Origin of the sequence: Mucilaginibacter sp. McL0603 (assembly GCF_049992945.1) — a bacterium.
In the GTDB taxonomy this organism is placed as follows: Bacteria; Bacteroidota; Bacteroidia; order Sphingobacteriales; family Sphingobacteriaceae; genus Mucilaginibacter.
Window position 1 is genome coordinate 3,373,371 of record NZ_CP188251.1, and the last position, 18,788, is coordinate 3,392,158.

Here is an 18,788-nt window from a genome sequence, read left to right on the forward strand (position 1 = left end):
TGTTTTTATTAAAATTTTAAATTTCCGATTGCTTTTTGTAAGAGAAAATAGTTATAAACCGTATTGATCTCGGCGTTAGTCACTTTGGTTTCTGCTTCTATTTTAGTACTGGTTGCATCTATCAGGTCTGTGAGCAGAGCCAGTTGATTAAAGTATTTTTTCTCAACGATACGGTAGTTTTCCTCTGCTGATTTCAGGTCGTTTCTATATGTTTGCAACTCATCCTTTGCCTCACTATACTTAATGTACCGTGAGCCAATATTCACTTCCATATTTTGTTTTTGTAAAATTTCCTTTTGCAATGACTGCTCCAGCGCTATTTTCGCGGCCTTTATTTTTCGGGGCGACTGGTAAATGGATGAGATATTATAGCTTATGCTAATGCCCGCCTGCCATATATTATAATAGATATCTATTGCAGGGATGTTATACAGAAAAGGACGCTGCAAAGCGCTTCCGGAGTAAAGGCTTATCTGCGGATACCTGTCGCTGCCTGATATTTTAATATTTGTTTCAGCTATCCTGTTTTCAGTCGCCGCAATCTTTAGTTCGTGATTTTCCTGATACCCTTGTTCAATGAAGGCAGCCAAGTTTTTATCGTGCATTTGATATTGCAATAAAGTGCTGTCAGGTACAAGCCTGGCCGAGTCTGCCCGGCCTGTAACCATATTTAATTGTTTATTCAGAATAGCGATGGTATTGTCTGTTTTTAGTATGGCCAGCTGGAAATCGGACAGTGTAAGCTTTGTTCGCAAAACATCATTTTGGGTAACCAGGCCTTGCTTTTCCAGGGACAATATGTTCTCCAGCCTGTGCTGTGCCAGGACAGCATTATTAACATAAACCTGCCGCAGGTTTATAAACCTGAAAATGTCGAGGTATTGAGCCACAACAAGGAATTTAATATCCTCGGTGTTTTTTTCCTGGGCCAAAGCAGCCACCTGTTCTTCAAGCGACGCCTGTTTGAGCGTATTGGTGATTTCGCCTCCCTTAAAAATTACCTCCGCGGCCTGAACAGTCAGATTTGCATCCTGGTGGGGGATATGGCCTTTTTCGTGCCCGGAAAAGGTTGGGGTCCAGATATCTGCATTACTGATATAGCCATAACTTGCAGAAGAAGAAATTACAGGAAGCTTGTATAATTTATCGATCTCAATTTTCTGCCGTGCCAGTTCTGTATTTTTATCTCCTACTTTAAGCTGTACACTATTGTTTACTGCAAGGGTGACAACTTGTGGTAGCGTTAATACTTTATGAGATAAACTGTCCTGAGCCTGGAGCGCCGGTCCGTACAGAAGCGCAAAACCGATCAGCAATGCTGTATATTTATATTTTATTTTATAATCTGGATTTAGCATCTGAGGGATTGTAAATATTTCTTACCGTTGTACTTATCACTTTTTAAGAACCGGAACTTTAATATCATATTTATAGATTTTAGTCATTTGATATTTCACGTCGCGTTTCTCAAAACAAAAATCAGTTCTTTTCAATCCCCTGAACTTTAAAAATCAAACGATAAACTTTTATAATCAAATCTTTAGTTGGATCATAAGAATCATAGCAGGGCCAAATCATAAAAGCGTTACGGAATGGATTACAAGTACTAGTGTCGTGTCAATTAAGAACTGACGTTTAGTCCTGAGTCTAAAGTCTTAAGTTCTAAGTAAGGGAATGGGGAAAAATTCGACTTACGACTGTTGACTTAACACTACTTATTTTTGACTATCTGGCTATTTGGGGAAATGAGAGAACCTTATATGGGGTCGATGCCTGGGATTTGTAATACAGGAAAGCATAATTAGTTAATCGGGTCGACCTGTCGTGGTGTAATAATATCTGTAAGATTCAGATCATGGAAACAATCCATTTGCAATACTCTCCTGCATTAGCCTTTAGGCCGGCATATTGACAGCTTTCTTTGATTTTAATAGGGTTTAGTTTGAAAATACAAGGGATCTCCACTGAATAATCTTAAAATTTGTTTCTGAAAATATCAAGGTGTTTTCACCCTGGAATGGCCCTGATCTGAGAAATAATAAAGATTTACAGCAAGCTGAAATGTTCTGACAAATCACAGGTATATCCAAATATTATTTCATCGATGGACTGTTCCTGACATAACCATTGACAGAAAAATGCATCAACAATTATTATTCGTTTTGGTATTGCTTTTTATTGTGCTGTTGTTAATCATGCTGGCTCAAAGAATAAAAATCGCTTACCCGATTTTTTTGGTTTTGGCTGGTTTAGCGATCAGTTTTATACCCGAAATACCAAAAATCAGAATTAATCATGAACTGATCTTCTTGATTTTTCTCCCACCATTAATTTACGAGGCTGCCTGGTATACCTCCTGGAATGATTTCTGGAGGCGGAAGGGTACCATTGCATTTTTGGCGTTTGACCTCGTGTTTTTCACATCAATGGTCGTGGCCTTTGCCGCATTTAATATTATTCCCGGTTTCTCGCTCCCCTTAGGCTTTTTACTTGGCGGTATTATTTCACCGACCGATGCCGTTGCCGCTGAAAATATACTGACGGGAATGAAAGTTCCTAAGACCATATTAATTATATTAAAGGGAGAGACCCTGGTAAATGATGCGTCATCACTGATAGTGTGCCGGTTTGCTTTAGCGGCTGTTGTGACGGGGGGCTTCTCAATGCCAGCAGCCGTTGGCGAGTTCATTCTGGTTACAGGTATGGGGGTCTTTATTGGCCTTGTTGGCGCACACCTGATGTATGCCGTGCACCGTTTTTTGCCAACTACCCCGAACATCAATACAGCGCTTACTTTAATGACGCCCTATGTACTATATTTAGGAGCCGAACAATTTCACTTCTCGGGTATCATGGCTGTAGTAAGCGGCGGTTTGTATTTATCCTTCCGTTCCCTCGAGCTTTTTAGCAAAGGAGAAACACGTTTAAATATGGTGGGAACATGGAACACGATCACATTTATGTTAAATGCGTTGGTATTCATTATTATAGGACTTGATCTGCCTGAAATAATTAATGGGCTGGGAAATCATTCCCCTTCCGAGGCAATTAAGTACGGGATTTTGATTAGTTCGATAACTATAATTGTGCGGTTTATATGGGTTTATCCGGTCTTGTATGTTAGGAAGTGGTTCAGTAAAGCTACCCGTGAAGGCTCTTCACTGGGATGGAAGGGACCGTTGATTATGGGTATGGCCGGAATGCGGGGAGGCGTGTCGCTGGCTACCGCATTGTCAATCCCGGTATTAATGGGAAATAATGTTCCGTTTCCATTTCGAAATCTGATTTTATTTATAACATTTATTGTCATATTTATTACCCTTGTAATACAGGGCCTGGCATTGCCGCTTGTAATCAAATTAATCCGGATCACAGAAACCGATGATATCATTCTGGAAGACAGGCAGCATGATGATATCCGTGCAAGGTTAATACAGGTTGCCTTAAAAAAGCTTGACGATAAATACTCACTCGAAGTCAGAGATAATGAACGCCTCGGCGCTTTAAAAAACAATTTGGAAAAGGAAATTGTCAATACTAATCTACAGGTTCGCTCATGGGAATTCGCCAAAAAGGAACATGAGAAAACGGAACTTTTCAATACAGTCTTAAGGGATATTTATTCAGACCAGCGTAAAGAACTTTTCATATTGCGAAAGGAAAAAAAATTTAACGACGAACTGATCCGGCAACTATTAGTTCAGATCGATCTGGATGAGTTGAAGATTGGCGACCCAAATAAACCGGTATAACTGGTAGCTCTGCGTTCAATAGCTATCTGAGTCCATTTGCATGATGCCGGTATCCTGCAAAATCGTTTTACATGCTAAATTTCAAGACCAAAATACAGTTTTACTTGCTGCTGCCTATAGTTTTCTGAACGAGTAGCAGGAGGGAGGTAAGACAACACGGCGACTGATCCCCTTCGTTTAGCAAAAAGCCTGTTTGATTTTAAAATGATATTGCTTGAAAATCAAAGCTTGCCCTAAGCGATTACCAGGAACTTTGTCTTCGTGGAAGCTGCATAGCTTCTCCTTATAATTTTCACCCTCATGCGATAAATAAGATAATAATATGGAAACGGGTAACGAAACAAAAAGCAATTGCTGCGCCGCTTTTATAGCGCACCACCGACTCAGTCTGCTTCAGGAAGAACGATTCTTTAATGGCCTATATTTTGGCTTGGGAAACCGCGAATCGATTCTGCGTGACAACGAGCCATACTGGGGCATAGTGTATTTGCAGGATTCGGGTATTATGATTTTCGATTATTCATTTGGCAGGAGAAAAAAGTTAGCAGACCTGGTGAAGCTTATAAATACTGAAGTAACTAAAAACTCATTAACGAAGGGAGGAATAACAGACAAGTAGAAGCACGTAATAATATCTTATAAATGTAAACAATAGTTTATCAATGATTTACTACTGTGAATTTGCCTTCATCCTTTTATGGTGCAAAGAATGGGTATGATCATGACCATTTATTAATCAATTAAAATGCAATGGAAGAATTAATATTCGCAACAACCAGAATAATTTTATTTATCTGCTTAATGGTGGTCACTTATATCTCCGCAGTTCCTGAAGGTGAATTATCAGACCATTCAGGCATTTGGTGAATGGGATAAAATCAGTAACCCTGAGGAGATGAAATGGCAACTCAAAATAATGTCAATGTGATATTTAACCAGCACAATGGATGATGAAGACTTTAAATAAATGTGTCCCCCCGATAGGGGTCTCTTTTACCACAGGAAAAGGACAAAATTCATTTATCAATAGCAGCTCAAAAGTCGGTAAAGCGGGTTTCATGGCATGGGAGGCAAACCTGGAGAATAAGACTTTCCGGTTTCATATTCCTGTTGAAAGGCGTCTGGAAATTAAAGGGAAGCTGATTTCCCTTTATCTGATTTTCTTTGAGTTGCTCTATGCCATTTATAACTGAAACCAGATTATCAATAACAATTAAAATCAACAACAATGAAAAACTTATTCAAAACCGCCGCTTTATTCGCGGCTATCACAGGTATAACCGCAACAGCAAAAGCGCAAACAGGATCAACATCTGCCAGTAAAGAACCAAATGGCATCATTTTCAGCGTAGGTGCGGATGGGGGACTTGCCACAGGTTCCTTTAAAGATTCACATAAATCGATGGTAGGGGGGTCTATAGAGGCCGACTTTCCGGTTGCAGACCAATTTTACTTTACAGCCAATACAGGGTACAACCAATTTTTCGGGGTCAATAACGTATTTGGCACTGGAATAAAAGCCCCTGATATTAATATTATACCGGTAAAACTCGGTTTAAAATACTTTCCGATCAGCGCCCTTTATTTGCAGCTGGAAGCAGGCGCGGCATTCGTGACCAATAAATCTACCCTCGGTTTTGAAAGAACAGGTACGTTCATTTATGCTCCCCAGGTAGGCACACAGATACCATTAGGCGGAAAGAACTTTTTGGATGCCGGTGTTCGGTGGGAGGGATGCACCAACTTTACTCAAAACAATGGCAGCAGCAGGGGACACTTTTTTGCCTTACGCGTAGCGTACGCTTTTTGTACGAAATAGGGAGATCCGCCGGGGAAGAATAGCCCGGCACTGTGGATAATCCCAACATCGATCCTTGACAATCCTATCCAAACCTGGATGAAATTATTTCATTCAGGTTTGGGGTTTTACTATTGATTTTGAATTGACAGGCATGGCTTCAGGTTCATTATTCTAATTGCAGCTATTGTATGGCGGCTAATTGCCACAAATCAGTACAGCGATTGAATGAATAATCAACGGGGCCGAAATTATTTATAGGTGCATTAAAAAACTTCAGATTATGGAAGTCAAAGGAAAATTGACCGCAAATGCCTTGGTCAGGGAAGTAAACAGTGGTAAACTGGTAACCAATTTTACGATCGTCATGAATGAAAAGGATTACACGAAGAACGGTAAACGCAAAAAAACCAGCACGTATGTGAAATGTAATTATTGGTTTAATCCGGGAGTTGCCGAGTTTCTCAATGAAGGGACCCTGGTGGAATTAATGGGGCATATGGGGGCGGGCTCATGGGTTAACAAAGACGGGGTTGCACGGGCAAATTTGATCTTCAAAACATCAAACATCAAAATCTTAAACATTCCAGGGAAAAATGGCTTCAAAAGAATGAACAACTGATTTTTATTTAATTAATGAAAAGATCTGTTCCAAATTAGTCATATCCCTGTTAGCATATTGTTTACAGCTACATTTTCATGTGATAACGCTGAAACTTCACCAACAACCTGAGATCTGTGCCGGGTTCCCCAGGCATGAAGGGCGTCACATATGGGTACAATTTCCCGGCCAATATCGGTTAATGTATATTCTACTCTTGGCGGCACTTCTGCGAACACATGCCGGGCAATTAATCCATCCGCCTCCAACTCACGTAGCTGTAATGTCAACATACGCTCAGTGATATTTGCAATTTTTTTCTTCAGTTCCCCATATCGCTGCGTGCCCGTATTCAGCTGCATTAAGATCAATAGCTTCCATCTGCCGCCCATTAGCTGCACGGCATAGGTCAGATTACAGTCAGTTAAGAATCTGCGATTAAGGCTATTTGTTGAGTTTTCTTTGATTTTTGCCATTACTTACATTTTTGTATGTATCATACATTGGGTTGGTAACACAGCAAAGTTAAGGTATATGCTTTAAACTTGCAGAAAAAAAAGAAAAAATGTCAACTCAAACAAAACAAGTACAAGGTGTACGTTTCCACCAGGCAGGTGGACCAGAAGTCTTAAAGTTAGAGCAAGTAAATATACCAGCACCCGGCCCTCAGGAAATCCGTCTGGAAGTAAAAGCAATCGGTCTTAACCGCGTTGATTCAATGTTCAGAAGCGGTTATTATTCAGAACAACCGATCTTCCCATCTATGCTTGGGTTCGAAGCTGCCGGTATCATAGAATCTGTCGGAGAAGAAGTAAAAGACCTTGCTCCAGGGGAAGTGGTAAGTGTGGTACCGGCATTCTCTAATCACCAATATGGCACCTACGGGGAGTTCGTCCTGCTGCCGGCCTACGCTATCCAAAAACACCCGTCAAATTTAAGCTTTGAACAGGCAGCTGCACTTTGGACAAGCTATATTGCGGCCTATGGTATGTTGGTAGACGGAGCCAATTTACAACCTGGCCAAGCGGTATTGTTTAACGCTGCTTCCAGCAACACCGGACTTGCCATAGTTCAAATGGTTAACCTGTTAGGCGGTGTTTCCCTTGCCCTTACTAGCTCAGCATCAAAAAAACAAGCACTATTGGACGCGGGTGCACAACACGTAATCCTGACAAGTGAACAGGATATTGCGAAAGAAGTCCCGACGATAACCGGTGGCAAGGGCGCCGACGTTATTCTTGACGCGGTAGGCGGGAAGCATTTCGAATCTCTTGTAGCCGCCGCGGCCGAGCGTGCGCAAATATTTGCCTACGGCGCTTTGAGCTTTGAACCTGCAGTATGGCCGGCGGTTCCTGTCCTATTAAAAATGCTTTCGATCAAGGGATACAACGTGGGGGACTTGCTTATGGATTATGCTAAACAACAAGCAGCTATAGCGTTTGTGAAAGCTGGTGTAGAAAGCGGAAAGCTTCTGCCAATAGTTGGCCCTAAGTTCCAGCTAAGCGATGTTGCCGATGCACACCGCAGCCTGGAAACCAACCAGCATACCGGAAAAATTGTACTCACAGTTTAACGGTCACGTGGTGCAGAATGCAACATATGACAATTTGAGCAGCTCTAAGAGTTGATTCATAATTCTTTAAACGGTAACAGAGTTTCTGAGATGATGCCGATAGTTAGACGGCATCATCTTATGGAAAATATGCAGTTGCTAATAATAATGTATTCCTGCATTCAATTATATCTTATAATTTGGGGAGTCTGGCAGAGTTGCTAATCTATCAAATTCGCCGGTAAATCAGGTTTTACCATTTAACCGGTTAATTTTAAAAAGCCAGAATAAAAGGATAAATCCTGGTAATATTACCGCGCATAATCCCACTTTTGCCGCCATTAACGCTCCGAACAGGCAACCGAATAAAAAACCAACGATCAGGAATAACAGTTTTTTAAGGCTTCCCCAAGCATCCGCATCGAATGGCCTGACAGTTACAACTTTGATAAAATCGAGGGATGCCTGGGTTACATTTCCGGTCATAATAGTTGTAAGGCCATAAGTGGCTTTATTAAACAGTTTACCAAATGTGTTTTGAAAACCTAAAGCGACCACAATGATCATGGCAATCAGCAGTACCTGCCATTGAGTGGTGTCATTGACATTTTTTAAGGCTAAAGCCATTAACCCACTAATCAAAAGCAGTATACCTTCAAGAATAAGCAGAATATACATATTGGTCCATTTCCTGCTGATACGTCCGCCGGTCATAACAGCAAGTATGAAAACGGGGAAAGTTAAAAGTTTTTGCCATGCGCCTGCGTTAGCGTGTTTAATAATATCATAAGCAAAAACTATAAAATTACCCGTGACATGGGCCGAAAATAATTCACCCGCCGCCACAAACGTTACCGTATCACAAAAGCCGGCTACAAATGATAATAGCAGTGAAGTAATCCCGACAAGTTTTTCCTGTTCCATATAAAACTTTATATTTTTACTAAGCCAGGCTTAAATTTATTTATCTGTTAATAATTTATAAAAATAATGGTCAGCAGAAAATATGCCCGCTCCAACTATCATTAAGAATAAAAAACACAATGTATACATATAGGGTACATCTCTAACCTCGACAGAATCTTTACGATGTACGACAAAATAGCCGGTTGCGGTTACTCCAAGAGTAGGGAGCACCGCAATCCGGGTACCTATTCCCAGAATAACCAGGCATGGAACAACCGTATCGGCAAATGTAGCTACCAGTCCGTTCAATTTTTCAGGTAAATGGAATGGGTTTGGCTCATGCACCTTTTGGCCATTAACTAACTTGAACTTTTTCATTCCATGCACCCGGAACAATTCCAAGGCGAGTAGTACCCTGAAACCTAAAAGAGCCCAGTTATTTACTGTCGTGCCTGCATCAGAGTAGAGAATAGTTTTGATCAGATCCATCATGTTTATTTTTAAAAAGCAAAACAAGAGCAGCCCAGGGCACCCCAAAATGCAGTAAAGTTATTAAGCGGTATATCGCTTTTCCGGGCAACATTGTGGTTATGTCCATGTACATCGCAACTTCCTGCACACTGGTGTATCCTGGATAATAATAAATGCTGTTCATTTTTGACAACATCTTTTTTAGTCGCCTTAATATTAACCGCTGATGTCCCCAGGTTATTTGAACCCGGATAGTAACCATTATAGATCAGGGTTGGCGACCAATCGGGCAAAATCGGTATGGGTGGGGGTGAGAAAGAAGAAAAATCGCCTTTTGCATAGACAATTTTTCCTCCAACGATTGTGAGATCAGCCTCGATATTTTTAATTTCTTCATCGTTGACAGTAAAATAGTCTCTGTCCAGTACGGTCAGATCGGCAAGCATTCCAACCTTGATCGTCCCTTTTTTGTCCTGTTCACTAGAGAACCAGGCACTTCCTTTGGTGTAAAGGTTCAATGCAGTTTCCCTGCTCAGGCGCGAATTCTCATTATATAGCCGTAAACCACCTACCGTTTTCCCGGCTGTAAGCCAGTATAAAGACACCCAGGGGTTGTAGCTGCTTACGCGGGTTGCATCGGAGCCTCCGCCTACTGGTACTTGCATATCCAGCATACGTTTTACAGGAGGAGTATGCTGTGCCTGATCCGCACCATAACGATCGGTAAAGTATTCTCCCTGATAGGCCATACGGCTTTGTATTGCAATGCCACCTCCCAATGATTTTACCCGCTCTATATTTTTCTCAGTTATAGTCTCTGCATGATCAATGATCCAATGGAGATCACCAAAAGGTATATCACGATTGACCTTTTCAAACACATCAAGAAAACGGCCGATACTCTCGTCATATGTAGCGTGGAGGCGGAATGGCCACCGGTTTTCAACCAGCAACCGGATCACTTTTTCAAGTTCAGCTTCCATGTTTTCAGGCAGATCCGGTCTTGGCTCCAGGAAGTCTTCAAAATCTGCGGCTGAGAATACAAGCATTTCACCCGCGCCATTATGCCGGTACATTTCATCACCCTGGTGGAGTTTTACTGTTTTTATCCAGTTCTCGAAATCTTCATGCTCCTGTTTGGGCCTCTGGGTGAAAAGGTTATAAGCAATGCGCACAGTAAGTTGCTCCTTTTGATGCAATTCGTCCACTATTTTGTAGTCATCAGGGTAGTTTTGAAAGCCGCCCCCAGCATCAATCACGCTGGTGATACCAAAGCGATTCAGTTCCTTCATAAAATGTCTCGTAGAGTTCATTTGTTGTTCATAAGGCAGTTTTGGTCCTTTGGCAAGGGTTGAATACAGGATCATGGCGTTTGGCGTGGCTATGATGAGCCCGGTAGGCTCGCCTTTACTGTCTTTTTGAATAAATCCTCCGGGGGGGGCCTGGGTATCCTTTGTATAGCCCACAGCTTTTAAGGCGGCCCGGTTGAGTAATGCCCTGTCGTATAAATGAAGAATAAAAACAGGAGTATCCGGTGCGATAGCATTAATCTCATCCAGGGTAGGCATGCGCTTTTCGGCAAATTGAAATTCTGTCCAACCACCGACCACACGTACCCACTGGGGCGAAGGCGTCCGGTCAACCTGCTCTTTCAACATGCGCAGGGCATCGGCCAGGGACGGCACACCGTCCCATCGCAGCTCCAGGTTATAATTCAACCCGCCGCGTATCAGGTGGGTATGGGAATCATTGATGCCCGGTACAACTCTTTTGCCGTTAAGGTCAATTAAACGGGTCGCGGCTCCGGTATATTCCATTAACTGTGAATTACTGCCTACTGCTATAAATTTGCCATCTTTAACTGCCACCGCATTGGCGGCAGGATTTTCCTCGTCAACGGTATGTATTTTTCCGTTGTAAAGTATTAAATCAGCTTTTGTCATGTTCTTAATTTTAAATGGATTAATTTTCGCGGGTCTTGAGATATTCTTTTATCGCCCCTCCGGATATATCATAAAAAGCCTGGCCCGCCAGTAAGGTAATTTTGGTCAGCGGCTTTTTGGCGGATGCATGTTTGCTTTGAAGATAGAGGTCGGTCTCATAGCCGTCCAATGCTCCTTTTACAACATTCGAGGATATCAAACCAGTCGGAGAATCTATCCCGCCATCTTTCAGATCACTTGCAAACGCATAACTGGTTACGCCCAGCTTCAATGCTTCACGCATGGCCACGCGACCCATATCGATCATCAGGTCGGGGCTAAAGTCCTTCCGGTCTCCCAGCCCTAGAATCAATAGTTGCTTACCTTTTATCGTGCCCTTTGGTGGGGTGATGAGCAGCGTTTCAAGTCTTTGCCCTTTAAATTTTCCGCTTTTTCTCAAATCGGTCAGCAATCCGTTTAGTTGCTTGTCCACATGCACCAGGCCATTGGCGGCTGCGGGTAAGGCCGGTGGCGAAGTATAGATGTCCCCTTCTGTGTACTCGAATACACAGATAACCTGTAGCGGTGCCTCCTGATTTGACGGGCTCTGAACCACCGCCTCAATGTCAATTCCGTCGGCTCTGCCCAGGATAGCGTGTGTTCCTACGGGTTCAAGGACTGGCTTTCCCTGCGGAACGTCCTGTGCCCGTAAAGGGGTTGTCGCCATTAGCAGAGAGCCGGCAAAAAATGATGCGGTAAGGAATAACTTAACTTTGGTTTTGTACGATTTCATAATTTTTGATTTTAAAATTTGAAGGATATTCTTGAGTTGGTTTCGATCGTGTTTTTATGATTTGGTATTTGACTGTTGATGAAAGGGCCGGTAACTAAGTATTGAATCCCGAAATCCATACTAAAAAACTGGCTGGGGGCATAGCTCAGTTTGGCGAGGTAATCCGTCCCGATATACCTTTTGTCGGAGCCAGCGCCGCTGAGGTGAAAGCTGCCGCTGGGCCTGTAAATACCGTCGTCTAAAGAGTATCGCCAGTTGAACACGACATCAGCCAGGAAGGTAACCTTGGGCAGGACAATGATGGACGCATAAGGGTGAATATCAATCAGGTTGACAGGGCCGATTTGCGGATCAAATCCAAAATACCCTCCTTTGGGGTAAATAGGATTAAACGTTTGCAAATCACCATCACCCCTTTTGCTGTCACCCGATATATAATCATTCCGGACACCGATGGACGGCTTTGACTTGAGATCGCTGAAAAGGTATCCGAAATCAAAGGACGCCGTCCAGGCGCTGATATTACCGGTCTTAAATGTGCCGAACTGGTATGCACTTTCTATGTCGTAGAAGAACCCGCCGTTATTTTTCCATAGGCGTGCACCGACCGTATGCCGCGTCTCATTCCCTGTTCCCTCATCATAGGTCACGTTATCCTGGTGATTCCCGATGTAGTAGAAGTCGACATTTTTATTTCCCGGCAAAGCTAAAGTCGAATAAAGGCCCCAAAGATTGACCTGTTTCGACATCCGGTCGTCGAAGACGCCAGGCGTTAATTGGGATGCTTCCATTGCGAAAGCATCGACCGATAAATTCTTAAATTTGTAAATTGCCTTCAGCCCGGTGAAATACAGCCTGACGTTAGGTCCCTCTCTCACAGAAATGAGTCGTCCGGCACCATAGTTCAATTCCTGTCTTCCTCCCCGGAGAATCAGGGAATCGTTGTTGCTCCGCCACAATTTGACGTCAGCAAACAAATTTTGGACATTCAGCTGATCCTCATCGATAGGCCTGGGACCAGTTGGTCTTCCGTTTTCAATGGCGCTTCTGAGCTGGACAAATACCCTGAAGCTGTTTCCGAAGTGCCAATCGGTGTGCAAGTCATAGCGTTGCAGAAAAAAGTTATCGTGGCCTGCATTGTGCTGTCCCCAGTCCTCATTATTAAATGCATCAAATTCCATCCTGGCTTCTCCGCCTATAGATAAAAAATCATGCTTGTTGGCAGAAAGCGGAATAAACTTCAGATGGTCATAAAAACTTAATGCAGAGTCTTTTCTCAAAAAACTGTAGTCTTCATCGTATCGCATCAGCCTGAAACTCTGAGCAGTAGTTTTTTCTGCCGATAAGAAAATTCCTGCCAGCAGGAAAAGGACGTTAAGTTTCACACTTTTTGGTAAAATGAATTTTAGGCGAATCATATAGTGATTGAATTTTTACCCTGTCTTTATAAGAATTTGAGCTCAGAAATTTAAAATGCTCCACCATAGAGATGAAGCATTTTAACTGGTCAATCTCAGTGGTGAAGCATTTTGCGGGCATACTGTATACCTATACCATAGGCGCCAGCATGTTTCATTGCGAGCTGCATAACGGCCTCGTAAGTCTCTGTTCTTGCCCAGTCTCTTTGCAGTTCAAGGAGGTATTGCAAAGATGTTGTTGGATATGCGCCTGCCTGTACCATTCTTTCCACAGCTCTTTCATGCGCTTCAGCAGTAAGATCGCCGCATGCATCAGTAATGAAATAGGTCTCGTAATTTTCTGCGATAGCTGATAACACCGCGCTAACAATGCAGACACTCGTCCACAGACCCGCAAAAACAATTTTTTGTTTGCCTTTACCAACTATGGCCTGGTATGCAGCTTTATCTTCCCATGTGTTCATGCTTGTCCGGTTGAGATACCCGGAGGTTAGCTGCGGATAGCTTTCTTCGACTTCCGGGAATACCGGACCACTGAATGTTTCTTCAGCAACTGTAGTTACGACTGTTGGTACATTAAAGATTTTGGATGCACCGGCGATAATGTCGACATTAGTACGCAGTTCATTCATATCGATGCTTTTGGTTGCAAACGCCATTTGGCCTTGAAAGTCAATAAGTACCAGGGCATGGTTTGCCGGAGACAGTAATTTTGGTGATGGATTCATAATACGATTTAATTTATTTATCAATCACATTGAAAACAACATGCCATTGCTTTAAATAGCTAATTATCAATTGATTCTATAAATAAATTACCCGATTTTCAGAGTCGCTTTTTCGCAATAATGACGATTTTTTTTGCGAAATGTCATGCATGTGGGGGTTTTTGATATTAAAACAATATGTGCAGTTAGAAGTCACAGGTATTGAGTTCCGCATTGCATAGTCAGTTCTAGGACAAAGAAATTGTTGTTTTACAATCCAAATTTTGCCGTGTAAAACAGGTTGATTTTCAGCTGGTGAAAAAGAAGAGGGTAAGAAATAGGGATACCATACAATATTTCAGGTAGAGAGACGAAAGTTTTGATTGAGAAATTAATTTGATTTCCTAAATTTATATAAGATAAGCTATTTAGATACAGGAACTTATAACAACATATCACTGATGCTTATCATACCTATTATTTTAAATTAAATAAGGGCTTTTTTACATTCCATTATTCACGCTGTAACATTCTCAAATAAGTAAAGTTATGAGAAAGCTATTTACAGATGTTATATTGTTATTTACGCTCTGTTTGAATTGCTTTTTGTGTTTTAAAGCAGGTGCACAAACTATGGCATTTTATAAGCCGTCTGAATACAAAACCTCCTGGCAGCGTTTGCTTTTGCAGCTTAGCTCAGCATTTAACACGGCAGCGAAGGAAAACCAGGTCGACCTGGACAGCAGCCTTATCTATTGTGCGCATTCTCTTGGGCTGAGCCGGCTGCCGGTGATTGCTGAAGGGATAGACGCCCCCGAACTGAGCGGTCAGTTAAAATGGATAGATAAAAGAGATCCAAAAAGCGGTTTGCGTTTGTTATCAGCAGCGACAGGCAAAGAACATCTTGAATTATTGGTGCTGCTGGGTGCTTATTATGCCTTCGAGCCGGACGAGTACCATCGACATAAAGACAGTGTTTTATATTTTTTAAACAAAGCCATCAGGGAAAGTAAAACGCAGCACGAGCAGCAATTGGGCAGGCAGGCGCGTTTGCTTATCGGTAAGATGTACGTCGATGGTTATGATTTTCAGCATGGCGATCCCATCTTTGATCAGTTGGCAAAAGACTGCCAGGCAGCAGGTGATCACATAACCGAGGCAAAAGTATGGTTTTACCGGGGCCTGTACACCGGTTTTACACCAGTCACAGCCCCTAAAAGGATAGCTTACCTGCAGCAAGCAAGGCAGCTTTATCATCAGCAAAACAATACCGAAGGCGAAATAAGCGCGTTAACGGATATAAGCTACCTGAACTTACCCATTTTTCAATTGGATAAGGCTCATAAAGCTGCCCTCAAGGCACTCAGCCTGGCCCAATCGATCCAATACCCGTTTATACACTACAATACGGATGCAGTGGCCATGGTAACCATTTTGGCAGGTAAGTTTGGCGAACCTTTGCGATATGCCTTTGAAACGGTCCGGGTAGCTGAAGCGGCGCATGACAGTATAGGATTGGGCGGTTTTTACAACCGTATTGGCCTATTGTATTATACTGAAGATCACAGGCATGAAGAAGCCCAAAAATGGTTAGAGAAAGCGGTATATAGGATGATGAGGAGGGGCAACGACAATGTTTTATATCTGACCCTTGTTAACCTGGTCAATTCTCTTATCGCTTCAGATCATCCTGATAAAGCCTGGAATATCGTTCTGGAAGTTTCAAAAAAAATGCCGCCGAAAACGATCGTAGATAAACTATTCTATAATATGGCTTATGTACAGTGTTATAGCTCACGTAAGAGCTATGACGTGGCCGAAAAATATTTGGTTATGGCTGATAGCATTGAGCGGCAGTTGGAAAAAAATGGCTATAGTTTCAGACACGCAATTGTAACTGAGGGGTATGGAAATTTATATTTTTTAAAAGGTGATTATGCTAAGGCTCGTATCTTTTATGAGCAATACCTCTCAGACCCTTTAGCCGCGGGCGGGGGAATGATGAGTGACCTTAGCATATTAGACAATTTGATCAGCATCGACTCGGTACAAAGAGACTATGTATCGCAGTTGCGTCACTTTAGATCGTACAAAAAATTGTCAGATTCCAATTATACGATTTCAAAACTAAGGCAGGCAGAGGAATTGCAGGTTAAATATGCAACCGCAGAAAAGGAAAGCCAGATCACATTACTGAGCCAAAAAGCAAAACTGGAACAGGTCAATTTAAATAAAGCCAGGTTAATAAAAAATGTAACAATAGGTGGTATTGTACTGGTGATGATCATCGCTGGCTTACTTTACCGGCAAAGCAGGCTCAGGAAAAGGACCAATAAAATAATCGCCCGCCAAAACGAGCGGATCACCCATAAAAACGAGCTGATCACTCATAAAAATGAGCTGTTGCAGAAACTGGTTGCCGAAAAGGACTGGCTGCTTAAGGAAGTAAACCACCGTGTAAAAAATAATTTGCATATGGTGATCAGCCTTTTGGAATCGCAGGCTATGTACCTGGAAAACGATGCATTAAAGGCATTGCAAAGCAGCAAGAACCGGATATTCTCCATGTCATTGATCCATCAAAAACTCTATCAGTCGGAAGACGTGAAAGCGATTGATATGTCCGTATATCTTCCTGAGCTGGTCAATTACCTTCGCGATGGTTTTGATGCAGGGAAATACATTCATTTTAGCCTTGAAGTTGACCCGGTTCAACTCAGCGTAGCGCAGGCCATTCCGCTGGCACTAGTTTTAAATGAAGCTATCACAAATTCCATTAAATATGCATTCCCAGGTAACAGAATGGGGGAGATCAGCATCAAAATGCGCAAAACATGCGAAAATATTGAACTGATAATTATGGATAATGGTGTTGGAATGGGAAAAGCTACGAAAGACATCAATCTTAATTCCCTTGGTTTAAAACTAATGAGGGGACTTGTCGATGATATAAGCGGTCAAATAAATTTTGAAAATAACAATGGGACGATCATCACGATTACATTTATGATTGACCTCCTGGTTGAAAAATTACCCATTTTGAATTCATCAGAAAAGTATTTCTCCGCATAGGTTGGTGTTGTTATAGAAATCATCAACAAAACCACCTACTGCACATTAACTTGTGGTGACAACATCATGTTTAATAATTATCCTGTTGATTAATTTTTTGGTGAATTTGTTAACGCTTAATGTACATCATCGTGGTCGGTGCCGGTAATCACTTCCTGCCATTCTTCGATTTCCTTATTTAATTTTTCCATCTTCTGATTGAAGTAAAGCAGGGTATCCTTGCCCAGTGGCAGGTGGGTGGGCGGATTGACTGAGGCGGCTAATTTCATGATTGCCGCGGCCAGCTTACTTGGGTCACCCGGCTGTTTGTAATTGAGTTGCGAAGCAAATGCGCGCGACTGGCCGGAGGTGCCGGCATAGTCTTCAATTACTGATTTGGCGGAGGTCAGCGAACTACCGTCCAGAAAATTGGTACGGAAGAAGCCAGGTTCAACCGCGGTGACATGAACGCCAAGTGGTTTTAACTCCACGGCAAGTGCTTCGCTAAGTCCCTCTACCGCAAATTTGGTGGCTGCGTAAAGTCCCCAACCGGCAAACGAGGTCAGACCGACCACGGCTGACATATTGATCACATGCCCCGAGCGTTGAGAACGGAAATAGGGCAAGATTGCGCGGGTAACGTTCAGCAGGCCAAATACGTTGGTATCAAACGATTGCCTTACTTCGCTGTCGTTGCCTTCTTCCACGGCACCTAAAAGACCAAAGCCTGCATTATTGACCAATACATCGATACGTCCAAAATGGTCTGTGGCTTGTTTAGCGGCCTGCCTGGCTTGTTCTGCGTCGGTAACATCCAGTGTCACTACAAAAAGATTATCATTGCTGATCTCGCCTGCTAATTTTTCGGGCTGGCTACGTACTGTGGCAACCACTTTATCGCCATTAGCCAAAGCGGCTTTTGCGATCTCTAATCCCATGCCTCTGGAGGCACCGGTTATGAACCATACTTTTGTTTTCATTTCCTTTAACTTTTTTATGATTTTGTATTTTGAGTCCACTTTTTGGGCAGCTAAGATTGGCAGAACTGGCCGAGGCTGATATATTTAGTTGGTCTTGACCGTTTAGGTATAATGATCATTAATTTTTTAATACGCGGGTTTAATATAAAACCGGTTGGGATTGAAATTAAACAGCCATGAATAAAATCAGGCCTCCACAAGGTGAAAAATTCTCTGTCAATTTTGTGATGGGTCCATAAAATTCCGAAACTAAGCATTGCAGTCGTGGCAATAGTTACCAAAATGACGAATGCTGGTGCTGCTTGTTTTTTTGTGAGTCTCATGTTTCTAAATGTTGACTTTTTCAATGTTCCACGTTTAAAATAGTACTCGTTGAGAAACTTGACCAACATTTGCAAAAAGGACTCCTTGCTGATAAGTGCCTGTTATATAGATTGTTGAATGTTTTGTTGAATGTTTTTTGTTGATGATATTTCGCATATTTGCGATAGGGATACCATCAAAATCACAAAAACAATTATTGCTTTAATAATGGATTGAAGTAACCAGCATACGGTATATTAAATAAAATTAAATCCCTTTGTTTCGGGATACCGTTTTGCTGGGTTAGCCAGTTTAGTTCTTTGAAGCGTTTAGCCGCATACCCAAAGATTGTCGTTGGCCATCCAATATTTCAGGTATAGAAACGAAAGTTTTGATTGAGAAATTAATTTGATTTACTAAATTCACATAAAATAGGCTATTTTGATCGCAAGAACTTATGGCACTATATCACTGATGCTTATCGCACCTATTGCTCTTAAATAAGGACTTTTTTTACCTGCCATTATTCACGCT

16 protein-coding genes are annotated in these 18,788 nt (G+C 42.1%); 7 read left to right on the forward strand and 9 right to left on the reverse strand.

Annotated elements, in window-relative coordinates:
• Nucleotides 1–8: 8 nt before the first annotated feature.
• Nucleotides 9–1,358 (reverse strand): TolC family protein, encoded by a 1,350-nt coding sequence (locus ACPPVU_RS15425; RefSeq protein ID WP_426667414.1) that lies wholly within the window; start codon nucleotides 1,356–1,358, stop codon nucleotides 9–11.
• Between the two features lie 780 nt (nucleotides 1,359–2,138).
• Between ACPPVU_RS15425 and ACPPVU_RS15430 the strand changes: the two genes are divergently transcribed.
• The 5 genes from ACPPVU_RS15430 to ACPPVU_RS15450 all read left to right on the forward strand — a co-directional run bounded on the left by ACPPVU_RS15430 (nucleotide 2,139) and on the right by ACPPVU_RS15450 (nucleotide 6,172).
• Complete coding sequence (locus ACPPVU_RS15430) at nucleotides 2,139–3,752, forward strand: Na+/H+ antiporter (protein WP_426667415.1); 1,614 nt, start codon at nucleotides 2,139–2,141, stop codon at nucleotides 3,750–3,752.
• A 322-nt stretch (nucleotides 3,753–4,074) separates the two neighbouring features.
• Nucleotides 4,075–4,371 (forward strand): hypothetical protein, encoded by a 297-nt coding sequence (locus ACPPVU_RS15435; protein ID WP_426667416.1) that lies wholly within the window; start codon nucleotides 4,075–4,077, stop codon nucleotides 4,369–4,371.
• A gap of 328 nt (nucleotides 4,372–4,699) precedes the next feature.
• Complete coding sequence (locus tag ACPPVU_RS15440) at nucleotides 4,700–4,945, forward strand: hypothetical protein (RefSeq protein WP_426667417.1); 246 nt, start codon at nucleotides 4,700–4,702, stop codon at nucleotides 4,943–4,945.
• Between the two features lie 35 nt (nucleotides 4,946–4,980).
• Nucleotides 4,981–5,571, forward strand: a complete 591-nt coding sequence (locus ACPPVU_RS15445) for a hypothetical protein (protein ID WP_426667418.1) — start codon at nucleotides 4,981–4,983, stop codon at nucleotides 5,569–5,571.
• A gap of 262 nt (nucleotides 5,572–5,833) precedes the next feature.
• Nucleotides 5,834–6,172, forward strand: coding sequence for a single-stranded DNA-binding protein (locus ACPPVU_RS15450; protein WP_426667419.1), 339 nt, complete (start codon nucleotides 5,834–5,836; stop codon nucleotides 6,170–6,172).
• Nucleotides 6,173–6,210: 38 nt separating this feature from the next.
• Here the strand turns inward: ACPPVU_RS15450 and ACPPVU_RS15455 are convergent, their stop codons facing one another.
• Nucleotides 6,211–6,627 carry a winged helix-turn-helix transcriptional regulator gene (locus ACPPVU_RS15455; protein WP_426667420.1) on the reverse strand — a complete coding sequence of 139 codons (417 nt, stop codon included), beginning with the start codon at nucleotides 6,625–6,627 and terminating at the stop codon, nucleotides 6,211–6,213.
• Between the two features lie 89 nt (nucleotides 6,628–6,716).
• On the opposite strand from ACPPVU_RS15455, the gene ACPPVU_RS15460 reads away from it, so the two are divergent.
• Entirely contained in the window at nucleotides 6,717–7,724 is a 1,008-nt protein-coding gene (locus ACPPVU_RS15460; RefSeq protein WP_426667421.1) for a zinc-dependent alcohol dehydrogenase family protein, read from the forward strand.
• Nucleotides 7,725–7,949: 225 nt separating this feature from the next.
• On the opposite strand, the gene ACPPVU_RS15465 is transcribed toward ACPPVU_RS15460, so the two are convergent.
• The 6 genes from ACPPVU_RS15465 to ACPPVU_RS15490 all read right to left on the reverse strand — a co-directional run bounded on the left by ACPPVU_RS15465 (nucleotide 7,950) and on the right by ACPPVU_RS15490 (nucleotide 13,941).
• On the reverse strand, nucleotides 7,950–8,627 hold the full coding sequence (locus tag ACPPVU_RS15465; protein WP_426667422.1) for a YoaK family protein: 678 nt from the start codon (nucleotides 8,625–8,627) through the stop codon (nucleotides 7,950–7,952).
• A 36-nt stretch (nucleotides 8,628–8,663) separates the two neighbouring features.
• A complete protein-coding gene (locus ACPPVU_RS15470; protein WP_426667423.1) occupies nucleotides 8,664–9,101 on the reverse strand; it encodes a DoxX family protein in 438 nt (145 codons plus the stop codon).
• A gap of 8 nt (nucleotides 9,102–9,109) precedes the next feature.
• Nucleotides 9,110–11,023: an amidohydrolase gene (locus ACPPVU_RS15475; protein WP_426667424.1), complete on the reverse strand. Its 1,914-nt coding sequence runs from the start codon at nucleotides 11,021–11,023 to the stop codon at nucleotides 9,110–9,112.
• A 19-nt stretch (nucleotides 11,024–11,042) separates the two neighbouring features.
• A complete protein-coding gene (locus tag ACPPVU_RS15480) occupies nucleotides 11,043–11,795 on the reverse strand; it encodes a M17 family peptidase N-terminal domain-containing protein (RefSeq protein ID WP_426667425.1) in 753 nt (250 codons plus the stop codon).
• 11 nt (nucleotides 11,796–11,806) lie between these two features.
• Nucleotides 11,807–13,180, reverse strand: coding sequence for an alginate export family protein (locus tag ACPPVU_RS15485; RefSeq protein WP_426667426.1), 1,374 nt, complete (start codon nucleotides 13,178–13,180; stop codon nucleotides 11,807–11,809).
• Between the two features lie 128 nt (nucleotides 13,181–13,308).
• Nucleotides 13,309–13,941: an isochorismatase family protein gene (locus ACPPVU_RS15490; protein ID WP_426667427.1), complete on the reverse strand. Its 633-nt coding sequence runs from the start codon at nucleotides 13,939–13,941 to the stop codon at nucleotides 13,309–13,311.
• A 528-nt stretch (nucleotides 13,942–14,469) separates the two neighbouring features.
• On the opposite strand from ACPPVU_RS15490, the gene ACPPVU_RS15495 reads away from it, so the two are divergent.
• The gene (locus ACPPVU_RS15495) at nucleotides 14,470–16,992 is read left to right on the forward strand and encodes a sensor histidine kinase (RefSeq protein WP_426667428.1); all 2,523 of its coding nucleotides are present in this window, start codon (nucleotides 14,470–14,472) and stop codon (nucleotides 16,990–16,992) included.
• A 116-nt stretch (nucleotides 16,993–17,108) separates the two neighbouring features.
• Here ACPPVU_RS15495 and ACPPVU_RS15500 read toward each other — a convergent pair whose 3' ends face one another.
• On the reverse strand, nucleotides 17,109–17,951 hold the full coding sequence (locus ACPPVU_RS15500) for an oxidoreductase (protein WP_426667429.1): 843 nt from the start codon (nucleotides 17,949–17,951) through the stop codon (nucleotides 17,109–17,111).
• Nucleotides 17,952–18,788 lie beyond the last annotated feature (837 nt).

Excerpts from the sequence above, each read along its gene's own strand:
- ACPPVU_RS15460 (WP_426667421.1), top strand. The coding sequence starts at position 6,717 with ATGTCAACTCAAACAAAACAAGTACAAGGTGTACGTTTCCACCAGGCA.
- ACPPVU_RS15490 (WP_426667427.1), bottom strand. The coding sequence starts at position 13,941 with ATGAATCCATCACCAAAATTACTGTCTCCGGCAAACCATGCCCTGGTA.
- ACPPVU_RS15470 (WP_426667423.1), bottom strand. The coding sequence starts at position 9,101 with ATGATGGATCTGATCAAAACTATTCTCTACTCTGATGCAGGCACGACA.
- ACPPVU_RS15430 (WP_426667415.1), top strand. The coding sequence starts at position 2,139 with ATGCATCAACAATTATTATTCGTTTTGGTATTGCTTTTTATTGTGCTG.
- ACPPVU_RS15475 (WP_426667424.1), bottom strand. The coding sequence starts at position 11,023 with ATGACAAAAGCTGATTTAATACTTTACAACGGAAAAATACATACCGTT.
- ACPPVU_RS15440 (WP_426667417.1), top strand. The coding sequence starts at position 4,700 with ATGATGAAGACTTTAAATAAATGTGTCCCCCCGATAGGGGTCTCTTTT.
- ACPPVU_RS15455 (WP_426667420.1), bottom strand. The coding sequence starts at position 6,627 with ATGGCAAAAATCAAAGAAAACTCAACAAATAGCCTTAATCGCAGATTC.
- ACPPVU_RS15480 (WP_426667425.1), bottom strand. The coding sequence starts at position 11,795 with ATGAAATCGTACAAAACCAAAGTTAAGTTATTCCTTACCGCATCATTT.
- ACPPVU_RS15495 (WP_426667428.1), top strand. The coding sequence starts at position 14,470 with ATGAGAAAGCTATTTACAGATGTTATATTGTTATTTACGCTCTGTTTG.
- ACPPVU_RS15450 (WP_426667419.1), top strand. The coding sequence starts at position 5,834 with ATGGAAGTCAAAGGAAAATTGACCGCAAATGCCTTGGTCAGGGAAGTA.
- ACPPVU_RS15435 (WP_426667416.1), top strand. The coding sequence starts at position 4,075 with ATGGAAACGGGTAACGAAACAAAAAGCAATTGCTGCGCCGCTTTTATA.
- ACPPVU_RS15425 (WP_426667414.1), bottom strand. The coding sequence starts at position 1,358 with ATGCTAAATCCAGATTATAAAATAAAATATAAATATACAGCATTGCTG.
- ACPPVU_RS15500 (WP_426667429.1), bottom strand. The coding sequence starts at position 17,951 with ATGAAAACAAAAGTATGGTTCATAACCGGTGCCTCCAGAGGCATGGGA.
- ACPPVU_RS15445 (WP_426667418.1), top strand. The coding sequence starts at position 4,981 with ATGAAAAACTTATTCAAAACCGCCGCTTTATTCGCGGCTATCACAGGT.
- ACPPVU_RS15465 (WP_426667422.1), bottom strand. The coding sequence starts at position 8,627 with ATGGAACAGGAAAAACTTGTCGGGATTACTTCACTGCTATTATCATTT.